Raw genomic sequence first — 12756 nt, forward strand, 5'->3', positions numbered from 1 at the left:
GTGGGCGGGCGGGTGCTCAGCGCGGCGCCGCACACGTCGACGAGGTCCAGGACGCGCGGACCCTCGGTCGTCACATAGCGGTTGCAGGTGCTGTCCACCGGCGCGTCCTTGTCCCGCTTCAGCTGCCGCGCCAGCCGTCCCCACTTCATGGTGAGCGCGTCCGGGCTGAGCTGGATGCTGACGGGCTCCTCGCCCCAGCTGCCCTCGATGTGCGTGAGCGACGTGCCGGCCTTCACGCGGAGGTCCACCTGCCGCTGGCCGAAGGTGCCCGTCACGGCGATGCCGTGCTCGTAGATCTCCTCGGAGAGGATGCTGACCCAGACGCCGTCCTGGCGCCGCGTGTACGGCTTGGCCGCCGCGATGCGGCCGTTGTTGAACCAGATGTCACCCACGCGGCCCACGGGGAGCTGGTCGTTCTTCGCGACCGGCGTGGGCTCGTCCAGGCCGGCGGGGCCGGTGGAGGCCACCAGCGGGCGCGAGGCGAGCAGGTCCGTCACGGCGACCGACTCGTCCACCACCTCGAAGCGCACGCCGTCCAGCCACGCCTGGCCCGTGCCGCTCATGATGAGGCCCGCCATGATGGTGGTGGCCTCCTTGGGCACGTCCAGCACCACCTCGTGGCGCTTGCAGCCGCGGGTGCCCACGAGCGCGCGCGACTGCATGTTGTCGAAGGCGAGCGGCTGCTTGGGGTCCGGCCCCTCCACGCGCATCCACAGCCCCGCCCAGCCATCCACGTCCTTCACGCGTGTGGCGGCGGAGAAGCGCAGCCGCTTGCCGCGGAAGTCCTGCGCGCCGAAGGCCTGCATGAAGGTGCCGTAGCCCGCCTCGTCGTGGCTCAGCGAGCGCAGGTACGCGCTGCGGCTGCCCTCGCACGGGGCGCTGGTGTCCACGCCCGCCTCGTAGCGCTTGGGGGCGCTCTCGGTGACGTACCAGCCCACCGGCAGCTTCGGCGTGCTGCCCGACGGCTCGGCCAGGGCCGCGGGCGCGGCCAGGGCGAGCAGCAGGGCGGCGAGATTCTTCCGGAAGTCCATGGCGGGCGTCCTCACAGCGACACGGGCTGGCGCGCGCTCAGCGCGCCCTCGGGGAGACCCGTCCGGGCCTCATAGCGGGGGACCTCGGCGATGCCCGAGGGGGTCATGACCAGCAGGCCCCGCTCCGCCGCCTTGCGCGTGCAGAACGCCTGCGTGGCCAGGTCCGGGCAGGCCACCACGTTCGTCGCCGGAAGGTCCTCCTCCAGTCCGAGCGTCAGTGTGGGCGGCAGCGCCTCCCCGGGTTCCAGCTCCCGCGACTGCGTGGCCTTGCCCCCGGGCAGCAGCACCAGGGCCAGCGAGGCCGCCAGGGCCGCGATGGCGACGCCCGCGGCCGCGCGGCGCGCGTGCCAGCGCGCGGGACGCGCCACGCGCTCCTCGCGGACGCTCCAGTCCTGGGCGACCTCGTTGAGCTGTTCGGACAGGAGCGCCTCTTCCTGCAGCAGCAGGGCGCAAGGCTCACACTCCAGCGTGTGGGCCTCCAACGCCGCCGCCTTCTCCGGGGCGAGCGCGCCCAGGATGTACTGCTCCGCGGAGTCGCGGGTCAGGTGGGGCTTAAGCATGGGTCTCCTCCTCGAGCGCGGAGCGCAGCTTCTTGCGCACCTCGCACAGGATCTGCCGCACGCGCTGGACGGAGAGTCCGACTTTCGCGGCGACTTCGGCATGGGGTAGCTCCTGGCCGTCACAGGCCAGGAGGAAGACGCTCCGCGCGCTCGGCGACACCTGGGCGAGCGCGGCATGGGCGCGGGACAGTTGTTCCTCGGACAGCAGACGACGCTCGGCGGACACGGCCGGGTCCACCGGATGCTGACGCTCGGGCAATTCCTCCACCGCCCCGGAGATGGACTCTCGCCGGGCCCGGCGGGCATCGTCCGCGGCCAGGAAGGCCGCCTGGGTGAGGGCGAGGTTGGGCAGGCGCAGCTCCGTCAGCAGCCCACGCTGCTGTTGTTGGATGAGCCTCGCCCACGTCTCCTGGGCGAGCTCGTGGGCCCGGTCCACCCGGACGCCCCGGGCCAGGAGCGATACCACGACGCGGCGGTGGTGGCGCGCAACCAACGCGTCCCAGGCGGACCGGTCGCCGGCGAGCGCCTTGCGCGCCAGGACCTCCTCGTCCGCCCCGCGCGCCGCCTCCATCGGCTCCTCGGCTTCCCTCGCTAGTCGAACCGTCGTCATCCGCAGGCCCTGCACGGCTGCATTCATGCCGTCTTCCCGTCGCTCTGCTGCGTCTGGGGGCTCTGGCCGCTCCCCGGTCTCCGGGGAACGTACGTCCGTGGCGGACATATCGCCGGGCGCCAGCAGGATGTGCGGAGGGGTGGCCAAAGGTCAGTTCGCGGCGGGGCTTTCCCCCGAGGGCCAGGGGAGGTTGGAGAGGCGGACGACGCCCTGGCACTGGCCGCAGACGCGGTTCTCGCTGTCGTAGACGCGGGCGGTGGCGAACAGCAGGGTGAGGCCCTGGCTGTCGATTTCGGCCTCCACGCGCAGGTGGTCGCCGGTGACGGGGCGCTGGAAGCTCATGGAGAGCTGCACGGTGGCGCATCTCCGGGACGGGTCCACCAGCGCGCCGCTGGTGCCGATGGCGTAGTCGAAGAGGGCGGCGAGGATGCCGCCGTTGACGGCCGCGGCGCTGCCCACGCCGCCGCGGTGTTCGGGCTTGAGCTCGGGGATGGTGACCACCACCTTGCGACCCTCCGGGAAGGCGACCTGGGCGCCGAAGTGGCGCAGGGTGAGGCTCTGGTTGAACAGCTCGGCGTAGCGGTCCAGCGCGGCCTGGGAGGGCTTCGCCGGGGGGACGGAGGGGGCGTCGGACATGATGTCCGGCCCTATATACCCGAGCCTCGGCGCCCGAGGGACCGGCCGGGCGTGTCAGGGGGTGCGGAAGGACGCCCACCGGACGGTGAAAGACGTTAGAAGCAGGGGCTCCCCCCGAGTCGCCCGTGAACGCCCACGAATCCGCCCTCCTCGAAGACCTGAATGACCCCCAGCGCGAGGCCGTGCTGCACCACGGCGGCCCGCTCCTCGTCCTGTCGGGCGCGGGCAGCGGCAAGACGCGCGTCATCACCCGCCGGGTGGCGTACCTGGTGAAGGTCCACGAGGTGTTTCCCTGGCGCATCCTCGCCGTCACCTTCACCAACAAGGCGGCGCGCGAGATGCGCGAGCGCCTGGTGCAGCTGCTGGGGCGTCAGGCGAACGACCTGGTGGTGAGCACGTTCCACTCCTCGGCGGCGATGATTCTTCGCCGGGAGGCGGAGCACGTGGGGCTCACCCGCTCGTTCGTCATCTACGACGACGGCGACCAGCTCAACGTCGTCAAGCGCGCCATGCGCGAGGCGGGGCTGGAGCAGTCCATGCAGCCGCGCGAAATCCTGAGCCGCATCGACCAGGAGAAGAACCAGGCCCGGCTGCCCGAGGACATGGAGGTGGAGCCCGGGGACGAGCGCGGGCTGCTCGTCCAGCGCGTCTACCACGCGTACCAGGAGCGCCTGCGCGCGGCCAACGCGGTGGACTTCGGGGACCTGCTGCTCTTGCTGGTGACGCTCTTCCGCAAGCGGCCGGAGGTGCTGGAGAACTACCGCCGGCGCTTCCACCACGTGCTGGTGGACGAGTTCCAGGACACCAACCCCGTGCAGTACGCGCTGCTCAAGCAGCTGGCGCCGCCGCCCTCGGCGAACCTGGTCGTCGTGGGTGACGACGACCAGTCCATCTACCGCTGGCGCGGCGCGGACGTGGACAACATCCTCAACTTCCCGCGCGAGTACCCAGGCGCCAAGGTGGTGAAGCTCGAGCAGAACTATCGCTCGGACCGCAACATCCTGGACGCGGCCTACGAGGTCATCCGGAAGAACACGCGCCGGATGGAGAAGAAGCTGTGGTCGGACCGGCCCGCGGGCCAGACGCTCCAGCTGATGCTCAACCGCGACGAGCGGATGGAGGCGCAGGAGGTCGCGCGGCAGATTCTCGCGCTCCAGCGGGAGGGCTTCATCAAGTTCTCCAGCATGGCGGTGTTCTACCGCGTCAACGCGCAGAGCCGCGTGCTGGAGGAGGCGCTGCGGCTGGCGCGCGTGCCGTACACGCTGGTGAGCGGGCGCAGCTTCTATGACCGGGCCGAGGTGCGGGACGCGTCCGCGTACCTGCGGTTGATGGTGAACCCGCGCTCGGACGCGGACCTCTTGCGCATCATCAACACGCCGGCGCGCGGCATCGGCGACACCACGGTGGAGCGGGTGGTGGACCACGCGAACACCCGCAACCAGAGCCTCTACGAAGTGCTCGCCGAGCCCGGGCTCATCCCCGCGCTCAACACCACCGCGGTGAAGCGGCTGCGCACCTTCCACGGGCTGCTGGAGTCCCTGCACCGCTACGCGCAGGGGACGACGGACGCGGCGAGCGCGGTGGACGAGATGCTCCGCGAGACGAAGCTGGTGGAGACGCTGGTCGCCGAGGGCAGCGACGAGTCGACGACGCGGGCGGAGAACCTCCGCGAGTTCCTGGGCGCCGCGCAGGAGTTCGACCTGAACCGCGCGGCGGCGGCGGTGGCCGCGGCGTCCGGGCCTCAGGTCGAGGTGCCTCCGGAGGTGGACGCGGCGCCCCTGTCGGCGGACACGCCCCCGCTGCAGGCGTTCCTCGAGCAGATTTCGCTGGTGGGCGACGCGGACGCGGAGGTGGGCGAGGGCCGGGTGGCGTTGATGACGCTGCACGCGGCGAAGGGGCTGGAGTTCGACGCGGTGTTCCTCACGGGGCTGGAGGACGGCGTCTTCCCGCACTCGCGCGCGCTCAAGGGCGAGGACCCGGACAACGGCGAGGAGATGGCCGAGGAGCGGCGGCTCTGCTACGTGGGCTTCACGCGCGCGCGCAAGCGGCTCTTCGTGAGCCTGGCGCAGTGCCGCTCGCTGTTCGGTGAGCTGCGCTACAACCCGCCCAGCCGCTTCCTGCGCGACGTGCCTCCCAAGCTGTTCGGCATCAGCGAGCAGGACATCCCGGAGCCGCCCCGGCCCGCCCCCATGGCGGCGCCGCGCAAGCGGACCTGGGACGAGGACGACGGTCCGCGCATCGACCGCTCCTACTCGCAGGCGTCGGACATGGACGGGGTGAGCGGCGACGTGCGCGGCATGCGCGTGCGGCACGAGCAGTTCGGCGTGGGCCGCATCGTCGCCGCGGACGGCACGGGGCCCAACGCGAAGGTGACGGTGGAGTTCGGCGGCGCCGTGGGCCTCAAGCGCGTCATCGCCCGCTTCCTGATGCCAGGGTAGCGGGGTGGGGCAGTCCGCGCCCGAGTGAGGAAGCCATGAGGGTCGACTGCCAGGTTTTTAATCTGGTGCCTTGACCATTTGGCTACCCCTCCACGTGAATGGAGGAGGCTGGATTCGAACCAGCAGAGTCCTGAGCGTGTAAGGCCTCGTCGGACGGGCGCGGATTCCGGCAGGGACGCGCTGGCACGAAGGCGTCTGACAGACAGGGTTCGCCTCAGGGACTGTTCTCGAGCGGGCGCAGCTTCCAGGACAGCACCCGCCCGTCCTGTCCGAGCACGAACACCTGGTCCCCCTGGACCACCGGCGGCGAGCGCAGCGCCGTGTCGGTGCGCAGGGAGAACGCGCGCTCCCACGTCGGACGCTTGAGTGCCACCAGCCGCCCCTGCCGTCCCTGCGTGGGCACCAGGAGCAGCTCCCCGATGGCCTCGGCCACGCGCGTGGTGAGCGGGTCGGGCAGACCCATGCGCGCCAGCTCCTTCCCGTCCGACGCAGAGAGCCCCACCAGCACCGGCGCGCCCTGCGTCCGCGCGCCCACCCACAACATGCCCAGCGCCAGGGACGGCGGGCCCGTGAGCGAGTCCGCCACGGTCTTCTCCCAGAGCATCCCGCCGTCCTTCGCGCGGAGGGCCCGGACCTGGGACGCCTTCGTGCCGAGGAACAGGACGTCACCCTCCGCCTCCAGGCCGAGCACGTCCTCCGTGGCCTGCCGCCAGAGCGTGGCGCCGTCCGCCACGGCCAGGGCCACGAGGCCCGCGCCGCCGAGCGCGACGACGAGCCGTCCGTCGGCCAGCACTGGCGCGGGGAGGCCCCGGCTCGACTCTGGTGGAGGCTCGGCGGACTTGGGCGCGGGGGTCCTCCAGCGGACCTTCCCGGTGTCCGCCGCGAGCGAACGCACCGCGCCATCCGGGGCCACCACGAAGAGGGACTGCCCGCCCGGAGCCACGACGAGGGGCGTCAGGACGGGGGGCTCACCGGTGATGCGCCAGCGCTCCGAGCCGTCCGCCAGGGAGAGGGACACCAGGTCCCCGGCCACCGTCCCGGCGATGACGCTGTCGCCCGCCACGACGGGGCGCGTGGCCACCTCGCGACCCAGGGTCACCCGCCATAGGAGGGTGCCCGTCCGGTCCAGGCGCACCACGGCGCCGGCCTCGTTGCCGGTGAGGACCCCGTCGGACAGCGGCGTCAGGCCCGCGCGGGAGGATGCATCCGTGGAGTACCGGAAGGCCGTCTGCGCGGGTTCTCGACACCCCGCGGCCGACACCAATGTCAGGGCCAGGGCGAGGAGGGTGTGCCTGCATGGACACGCGCGGGGCGACATGGTTTGGAGGATGGCGTAAGGAAGGAAATTCGACCATGCCTACGATTCGTGACGACGAGATTCCCAGCGCCACCGGCATCCCTTCTGGAGCCCGGCGGACGGACTTCGTCCCGCCCCCCACGCTGGCGGTGACGGAGGAACTGCTGCACGCGCTCCCCAAGACGGACCTGCATTGCCACCTGGATGGCTCCATGCGGGTGAAGACCATCCTCGAGCTGGCCGAGCAGCAGAAGGTGAAGCTGCCCGCGGACACCGAGGACGGCCTGGCGCGCGCCATCCACATGGGGGAGGTGTGCAAGAGCCTGGAGGAGTACCTGGTCGCGTTCGACGTGACGCTCTCGGTGCTCCAGACGGCGGACGCGCTCTACCGCGCGGCGTACGAGCTGGCGGTGGACGCGGCGGCGGAGAACGTGCGCTGGCTGGAGGTGCGCTACTCGCCCGCGCTGCACCTGCAGAAGGGCCTGAAGATGACCACGGTCATCGACTCGGTGCTCGAGGGCCTGCGCGTGGCCAAGCGCGAGACGGGCATCAAGTGCGGCGTCATCGTCTGCGGCATCCGCCACATCAACCCGCAGACGTCCATGCGGCTGGCGGAGCTGTCGGTGGCCTACAAGAACCGGGGCGTCATCGGCTTCGACCTGGCCGGCGCCGAGGCGAGCTTCCCCGCCAAGGACCACAAGGACGCCTTCCAGCTCATCCTCAAGAACAACGTCAACTGCACCGCGCACGCCGGTGAGGCGTACGGCCCCGAGTCCATCTCCCAGGCCATCCACAACCTGGGCTCGCACCGCATCGGCCACGGCACGCGGCTGCGCGAGGACGGGGACCTGCTCAACTACGTCAACGACCACCGGATTCCGCTGGAGGTCTGCCCCACGTCCAACGTGCAGACGGGCGCGGTGTCCAGCCTCCAGGCGCACCCGCTGAAGTTCTACTTCGACTACGGCCTGCGGGTGACCATCAACACCGACAACCGCCTCATCACCGACACCACGGTGACGAAGGAGCTGTGGGTGGCGCACAAGGAGCTGGGGCTGTCGCTGGACGACCTGGCGACCATCATCGTCTCCGGCTTCAAGAGCGCCTTCCTCCCGTTCCGGGAGAAGCAGGACATGCTGCGGCTGGTGAACGAGGAGATCGCCAACACGTTGGTGGCCTTCGACAAGAAGCGGCATGTGCCGGTGAAGCAGCCGGCGTGATGGCGTAGCCTCCACCGTGCGCGCGGCGTCATCGGCCGCGCGGCGGTGGCCAGGCAGGTGGCGCTCTCCCGGGCCTCCTGGTGTCATGGCCCGGGACGGAGGCGCACGTGGACCTGGAGCTGGGTGGCAAGGTGGTGCTGGTGACGGGGGGCTCGGACGGGCTGGGGGCGGCGGTGGCCCGGCGGCTCGTGCGCGAGGGGGCGAAGGTGGCCCTCTGCGCCCGGGGCGCGGAGCGACTGACGGCCACGGCCGAGGCGCTGAGGGCCGAGGGCGGGGACGTGCTCGCGGTGCAGGCGGACGTGTCCAAGGCGTGGGAGGTGGAGCACTTCGTCGACGCCGCGCATGCGCGGTGGGGCAGGGTGGACGCGTTGGTGAACAACGCCGGCACCGCGGCGGCGCGGCCCTTCGCGTCGGTGTCGGACGCGGAGTGGGAAGCGGACCTGCAGCTCAAGTTGTTCGCGGCCGTGCGCGCGTCGCGCCATGTGCTGCCGCTGCTGGGCGAGGCGGGTGGTGGCGCCATCGTCAACGTGCTGGCGATTGGGGCGAAGACGCCGGGTGCGCAGTCGACGCCGTCGTCGGTGTCTCGCGCCGCGGGCCTGGCGCTCACCAAGGCGCTGTCGAAGGAACTGGGGTCGCGCAACATCCGCGTCAACGCGGTGCTGGTGGGCATCATCGAGAGCGGCCAGTGGGTGCGCCGGGCGCAGGAGCTGGGCAAGCCGGTGGAGACGTTCCAGGCGGAGATGGCGCGCAACGCGGGCATCCCCCTGGGGCGCGTGGGCCGCGCGGACGAGTTCGCCGACGTGGTGGCCTTCCTGCTGTCGCCGCGCGGTGGCTACATCAGCGGCGCGGCCATCAACGTGGATGGGGGCCTGTCCGGCGCGACGTAGTAGCGCCCGGGCGAGGGACATCGTCAGGTTCGTGGACCCACGGCGTCCCTGCGCGCTGAGGATGGCCTTCGGGCCGTCCGGCGACCGCGGCTGCTGACCCAAGGTCCACCATCTCCTCCGCCACGTCCCCCCGGGGCGCTCGTACGTGAGCCCTCGGGGCATTCCCGAGTTGGGTCATGCAGCCGAAACTGAATCGGCTCCTGCGGGCGCTTGCCCGCGAGGGGCTCGAGGTGACCTATGACGGTCGCCTCTACTCCGTGCGCCTCCTGGGTGACGCGAACGCGCCGCCCGCCGAGGTGCTCCTCCCCCCGGACCTGCCCGTCGAGGGCAAGGCCTTCCAACAACTCGCGCACCTCGCGGCCCTGAAGCACCCGGGCGGCGGAGAGGTCCTCCGCGTGCGCGCCACCCCCGACTTCCACCCGGGTGACTCCGGCGTGGCCATCGGCTCGGTGCTGCACACGCGGGGGCTCGTCGTCCCCGGCGCCGTGGGCACCGACATCAACTGCGGCATGCGCCTGCACGTCGCCGACCTGTCGGTGGAGGACTTCCTCTCCCGCCGGGACGACTTCGTCGAGCGCATGAAGGGCCACTACTTCTTCGGCACGCGGGACGTCGCCATGTCCTCGCGCGCCTCCACCGCGCTCCTGCGTGACGGCCTCCCCGGCTGGCTGCTGGAGACGCTGGACACGCCGCTGGGCTGCGCTCGCACCGCGGACCTGGCGCAGCTCGACGCGGAGGTGGCCCGCATCCACCTGGGCGGCGCGCTGCACGGCGACCCGACCTGGGCACCGGACGCGCTCACCCGGGAGGGCGTGGTGCGCGACGCGGGCCTGGCCACCATCGGCGGAGGCAACCACTTCGTCGAGGTGCAGCGCGTGGAGGCCGTCGAGGACCGCGCGCGGGCCTGGGCGTGGGGCGTGCGTGAAGGCCAGCTCGCGTTCATGATTCACTCGGGCAGCCGGGACGTGGGCAAGCACGTGGGGGTGGCCTGGCGGGAGCGCACGCGCAAGGCCTGGCCCCAGGGCGCGCCCTTCCCGGAGAGCGGCATCCTCCCGCTCGCCGACGAGGCGCTCGTCGCTGGCTACCTGGAGGCCGAGGCCACCGCCGCCAACTACGCCTTCCTCAACCGGCTGCTGCTCGCGGAGCTGTTGCGCCAGACGCTCCGCGAGCTGTTCGGGGACGTGGAGGCGCCGCTCGTCTACGACGTGCCCCACAACCTCACGCTCCCGTACGAGGGCGGGTGGCTGGCGCGCAAGGGGGCCTGCCCCGCGGGCGACGGACAGCCCGTCATCATCCCCGGCTCCATGGGTGCCACGTCCTTCCTCATGGTGGGGTGCGGCGACGCGCGCTCGCTCGAGTCCGCGTCGCACGGGGCGGGCCGCGCCCGCTCGCGCTTCTCCATGTCGCGCGGCGGAGCGGACCACAGCGAGGCCGCGCTGGGCCTGTCGGGCGTGGACTGCATCTCCCTGCGCGCCGAGCGCCGGGTGGAGGAGGCCCCCGCCGCCTACAAGCCCATCCGTCCGGTGGTGGACTCCCAGGTGGAGGCCGGCATCGTCCGCGAAGTGGCCCGGCTGGCCCCGCTGCTCACCTTCAAGGCCTGAGCTACAACGACAGTCCGGGGACGGCGGCGTGCCATTTTCCTTGGTCCACGCCCCGTCCCCTGGCTGGAATGCGCCCCACGCGCGTGGGCCCGGGCCCACCCTTCACGCAGCAAGGGAGAGACACGGACATGGAGAACACCTACGGAGCTCCCGCGGGAGACGGCTTTCCTCGCTCCAACCCCAAGGACGCCGTGTCGGTTCCGGCCATCCTGCTCATGGTGCTGGCCGGCGTGAGCCTGCTGTGGGCCATGTTCAGCCTGCTGTCGCCGGTGAACCCGGATGACATGGAGCAGCTCTTCAACAACCCGGCGCTCGCGCCCTATCGCGACGCGATGGAGCAGAACCGCGCCCTGCTCACCTCCACCACCTCCTTCGCGGGCCGGCTCATGTGGTACGGCCCCGTCATCCTCCTCAACGCGCTCGCCTTCTTCGGCGCGCTGAAGATGAAGCAGCTCCAGAACTGGGGGCTCGCGGTGGCCGGTGGCTTCGCGTCACTGGTGCCATGCTGTGGCACCTGTGGCTGCCTGGCGCTCCCCATCAGCATCTGGGCCCTGGTGGTGCTCTTCAAGCCCGAGGTGAAGGCCGCCTTCAGATAGGGGCGGGTGCTCCCGTGGTGGCCCCACGGCGCGTCGGCAGCACGGGCCTGCGCTTCTGCATCCGCACGCAGGCCAATTGCACCCGCGCCGTCAGGGGCCGCCGCGCCTCGTGCAGCGACACGTAGCCCCGGTGACGGTAGAAGTCCTCCGCGTTGAGGCTCGCGTCCAGGCCCACCTGGGGACTCCCTCCGCCCCAGGCCACCGACTCCAGCGCGGCGAGCAGGCGGGTGCCCACGCCGTGGCCCACCTGGTCCGGAAGCACATACAGCGCCTCCAGCTCCCCGTTGAGCGGGTCCAGCTGGCCGAAGCCCACCAGCCGCCGGTCCCGCTCCGCCACCAGCACGGTGCGCGGCCGGTCCGGGCGCAGATAGCCCTCCGGCCGCAACAGCCGCACCCAGGTGCTCAGCTCGTCGGGCGCATAGACGCCCTGACACAACGTCCCCACCGCCTCGGTGTGGACGCGCCACAGGGCGCGCCGGTCCGAGTCCCGTGCTGGCCGAAGGTGGAGCCCGCCCGACGCGCCCATGGCCGCCTCACGTCACCTTCATGCCCTTGGGAATCACCACCACGCCATCCGGCGTGACGTGGAAGCGCCGCTTGTCCTCCACCGGGTCGTAGCCAATCGTCGTGCCCGGCGGAATCTCCACGTTCTTGTCGATGATGGCCTTGCGGATGCGGCTCCTGCGGCCGATGGTGACGTTCTCGAAGAGGATGGACGCCTCCACCTCCGAGTAGGAGTTGACGCGCACCTTCGGGGACAGCACGGAGCGGTTCACCTTGCCGCCGGAGATGATGCAGCCCTCGGCGATGAGCGAGTCCGTGGCGTGGCCGACCCGCTGGTTGTCCTGGTCCGCGAACACGAACTTGGCCGGCGGGTAGTTGTTGGCCTGCGTGTGGATGGGCCAGCGGTCGTTGTAGAGGTTGAAGATGGGGTCCACCTCCACCAGCTCCATGTTGGACTGGTAGTACACGTCGATGTTCCCCACGTCCCGCCAGTAGCCGCGCTCCTTGCCCTCCTGCCCGGCAATCTCGTTGGTGGCGAAGTCGTACACGTACACCGGCGCGTACTTGTAGAGCTCGCTGATGATGGACTTGCCGAAGTCGTGCGCGCTCGCCTCGTTGGCGGCGTCACGCACCACCTCCTGCACCAGGACCTCCGTGGTGAAGAGGTAGTTGCCCATGGAGGCCAGGCACATCTTCGGGTTGCCCGGCATGGGCGGCGGGTCCTTGGGCTTCTCCAGGAACTGGCGCATGCGCCCGTCGGGGCCCACGTCGATGATGCCGAACTCGCGGCCCTGCTCGATGGGCACGGGGATGGCGGCCACCGTGCACGCGGCGCGCTTGGACACGTGGAAGTCGAGCATCTGCCGCGTGTCCATCCGGTACACGTGGTCCGCGCCGAAGACGAAGATGAAGTCGGGCTCCTCGTCCGTGATGATGTTGAGGTTCTGGTAGATGGCGTCCGCGCTGCCCTTGTACCAGTCCACGCCGGTCCGCATCTGCGCGGGCACGGCTTCCACGTAGTGGCCCAGGAAGGCCGACATCCGCCAGGCGCGGGACAGGTGGTTGTTGAGCGAGTCGCTCTTGTACTGGGTGAGGACCTTGACGCGGTAGACGCCGGAGTTGGTGAAGTTCGACAGGGCGAAATCGATGATGCGGTAGCGCCCCCCGAAGGGGACGGCGGGCTTGGCCCGCTCACGGGTGAGGGGCTCCAGGCGCGTGCCAGCGCCGCCCGCAAGAATCATCGCCAGGACTTTGGACATAGGTGGGCCGGACGTTAGTCCGCCCCCCTCGGGCGACAAGGGCGCCGAGGCCTGCTCGGCTGCCTTCGTTGAGTGCCCAACCGCCCGCCCACGTCCTCTTCACCAGGCCGGACTCCC

Annotated in this window: 12 protein-coding genes; 5 read left to right on the forward strand and 7 right to left on the reverse strand. The window is 71.1% G+C overall.

Translation table 11 applies throughout. From position 1 onward, the window contains the following. The 4 genes from FL311_RS17245 to FL311_RS17260 all read right to left on the reverse strand — a co-directional run. Window positions 1–1031: AraC family transcriptional regulator (locus FL311_RS17245; RefSeq protein WP_141326220.1), on the reverse strand; the 1031-nt coding region annotated here is incomplete at its 3' end. 11 nt (window positions 1032–1042) lie between these two features. Continuing rightward, window positions 1043–1591 (reverse strand): zf-HC2 domain-containing protein, encoded by a 549-nt coding sequence (locus FL311_RS17250; RefSeq protein ID WP_141326221.1) that lies wholly within the window; start codon window positions 1589–1591, stop codon window positions 1043–1045. Continuing rightward, window positions 1584–2228, reverse strand: coding sequence for an RNA polymerase sigma factor (locus FL311_RS17255; RefSeq protein ID WP_228556918.1), 645 nt, complete (start codon window positions 2226–2228; stop codon window positions 1584–1586). Before FL311_RS17255 ends, FL311_RS17250 begins: the two co-directional genes overlap by 8 nt. A gap of 123 nt (window positions 2229–2351) precedes the next feature. Beyond that, the gene (locus FL311_RS17260) at window positions 2352–2837 is read right to left on the reverse strand and encodes a PaaI family thioesterase (RefSeq protein WP_141326223.1); all 486 of its coding nucleotides are present in this window, start codon (window positions 2835–2837) and stop codon (window positions 2352–2354) included. 125 nt (window positions 2838–2962) lie between these two features. On the opposite strand from FL311_RS17260, the gene FL311_RS17265 reads away from it, so the two are divergent. Continuing rightward, a complete protein-coding gene (locus tag FL311_RS17265; RefSeq protein WP_141326224.1) occupies window positions 2963–5275 on the forward strand; it encodes an ATP-dependent helicase in 2313 nt (770 codons plus the stop codon). Window positions 5276–5489: 214 nt separating this feature from the next. On the opposite strand, the gene FL311_RS17270 is transcribed toward FL311_RS17265, so the two are convergent. Then, a complete protein-coding gene (locus FL311_RS17270) occupies window positions 5490–6536 on the reverse strand; it encodes a PQQ-binding-like beta-propeller repeat protein (protein ID WP_368668577.1) in 1047 nt (348 codons plus the stop codon). 92 nt (window positions 6537–6628) lie between these two features. On the opposite strand from FL311_RS17270, the gene add reads away from it, so the two are divergent. The 4 genes from add (at window position 6629) to FL311_RS17290 (ending at window position 10876) form a co-directional block, all read left to right on the forward strand. Continuing rightward, the gene (gene add / locus FL311_RS17275) at window positions 6629–7792 is read left to right on the forward strand and encodes an adenosine deaminase (protein WP_046711669.1); all 1164 of its coding nucleotides are present in this window, start codon (window positions 6629–6631) and stop codon (window positions 7790–7792) included. Window positions 7793–7899: 107 nt separating this feature from the next. Beyond that, a complete protein-coding gene (locus FL311_RS17280) occupies window positions 7900–8679 on the forward strand; it encodes an SDR family NAD(P)-dependent oxidoreductase (protein ID WP_141326226.1) in 780 nt (259 codons plus the stop codon). 176 nt (window positions 8680–8855) lie between these two features. Next, the gene (locus FL311_RS17285) at window positions 8856–10280 is read left to right on the forward strand and encodes an RtcB family protein (protein WP_141326227.1); all 1425 of its coding nucleotides are present in this window, start codon (window positions 8856–8858) and stop codon (window positions 10278–10280) included. A gap of 128 nt (window positions 10281–10408) precedes the next feature. Further along, complete coding sequence (locus FL311_RS17290) at window positions 10409–10876, forward strand: hypothetical protein (RefSeq protein WP_141326228.1); 468 nt, start codon at window positions 10409–10411, stop codon at window positions 10874–10876. Here FL311_RS17290 and FL311_RS17295 read toward each other — a convergent pair. Together FL311_RS17295 and glgC are read right to left on the reverse strand one after the other, a co-directional pair. Continuing rightward, the gene (locus FL311_RS17295; protein ID WP_141326229.1) at window positions 10869–11402 is read right to left on the reverse strand and encodes a GNAT family N-acetyltransferase; all 534 of its coding nucleotides are present in this window, start codon (window positions 11400–11402) and stop codon (window positions 10869–10871) included. The two genes, FL311_RS17290 and FL311_RS17295, sit on opposite strands and share 8 nt — an antisense overlap. A 7-nt stretch (window positions 11403–11409) precedes the next feature. After that, window positions 11410–12639 (reverse strand): glucose-1-phosphate adenylyltransferase, encoded by a 1230-nt coding sequence (gene glgC, locus FL311_RS17300; RefSeq protein ID WP_141326230.1) that lies wholly within the window; start codon window positions 12637–12639, stop codon window positions 11410–11412. Between the last annotated feature and the right edge of the window lie 117 nt (window positions 12640–12756).

Origin of the sequence: Myxococcus sp. AB025B (assembly GCF_006518215.1) — a bacterium.
GTDB lineage: Bacteria > Myxococcota > Myxococcia > Myxococcales > Myxococcaceae > Myxococcus > Myxococcus fulvus.

Bases quoted from the DNA above. Each gene is read 5' to 3' on its own strand.
- glgC (WP_141326230.1), bottom strand. From the start codon at position 12,639: ATGTCCAAAGTCCTGGCGATGATTCTTGCGGGCGGCGCTGGCACGCGC.
- FL311_RS17285 (WP_141326227.1), top strand. From the start codon at position 8,856: ATGCAGCCGAAACTGAATCGGCTCCTGCGGGCGCTTGCCCGCGAGGGG.
- FL311_RS17295 (WP_141326229.1), bottom strand. From the start codon at position 11,402: ATGGGCGCGTCGGGCGGGCTCCACCTTCGGCCAGCACGGGACTCGGAC.
- FL311_RS17250 (WP_141326221.1), bottom strand. From the start codon at position 1,591: ATGCTTAAGCCCCACCTGACCCGCGACTCCGCGGAGCAGTACATCCTG.
- add (WP_046711669.1), top strand. From the start codon at position 6,629: ATGCCTACGATTCGTGACGACGAGATTCCCAGCGCCACCGGCATCCCT.
- FL311_RS17255 (WP_228556918.1), bottom strand. From the start codon at position 2,228: ATGAATGCAGCCGTGCAGGGCCTGCGGATGACGACGGTTCGACTAGCG.
- FL311_RS17260 (WP_141326223.1), bottom strand. From the start codon at position 2,837: ATGTCCGACGCCCCCTCCGTCCCCCCGGCGAAGCCCTCCCAGGCCGCG.
- FL311_RS17290 (WP_141326228.1), top strand. From the start codon at position 10,409: ATGGAGAACACCTACGGAGCTCCCGCGGGAGACGGCTTTCCTCGCTCC.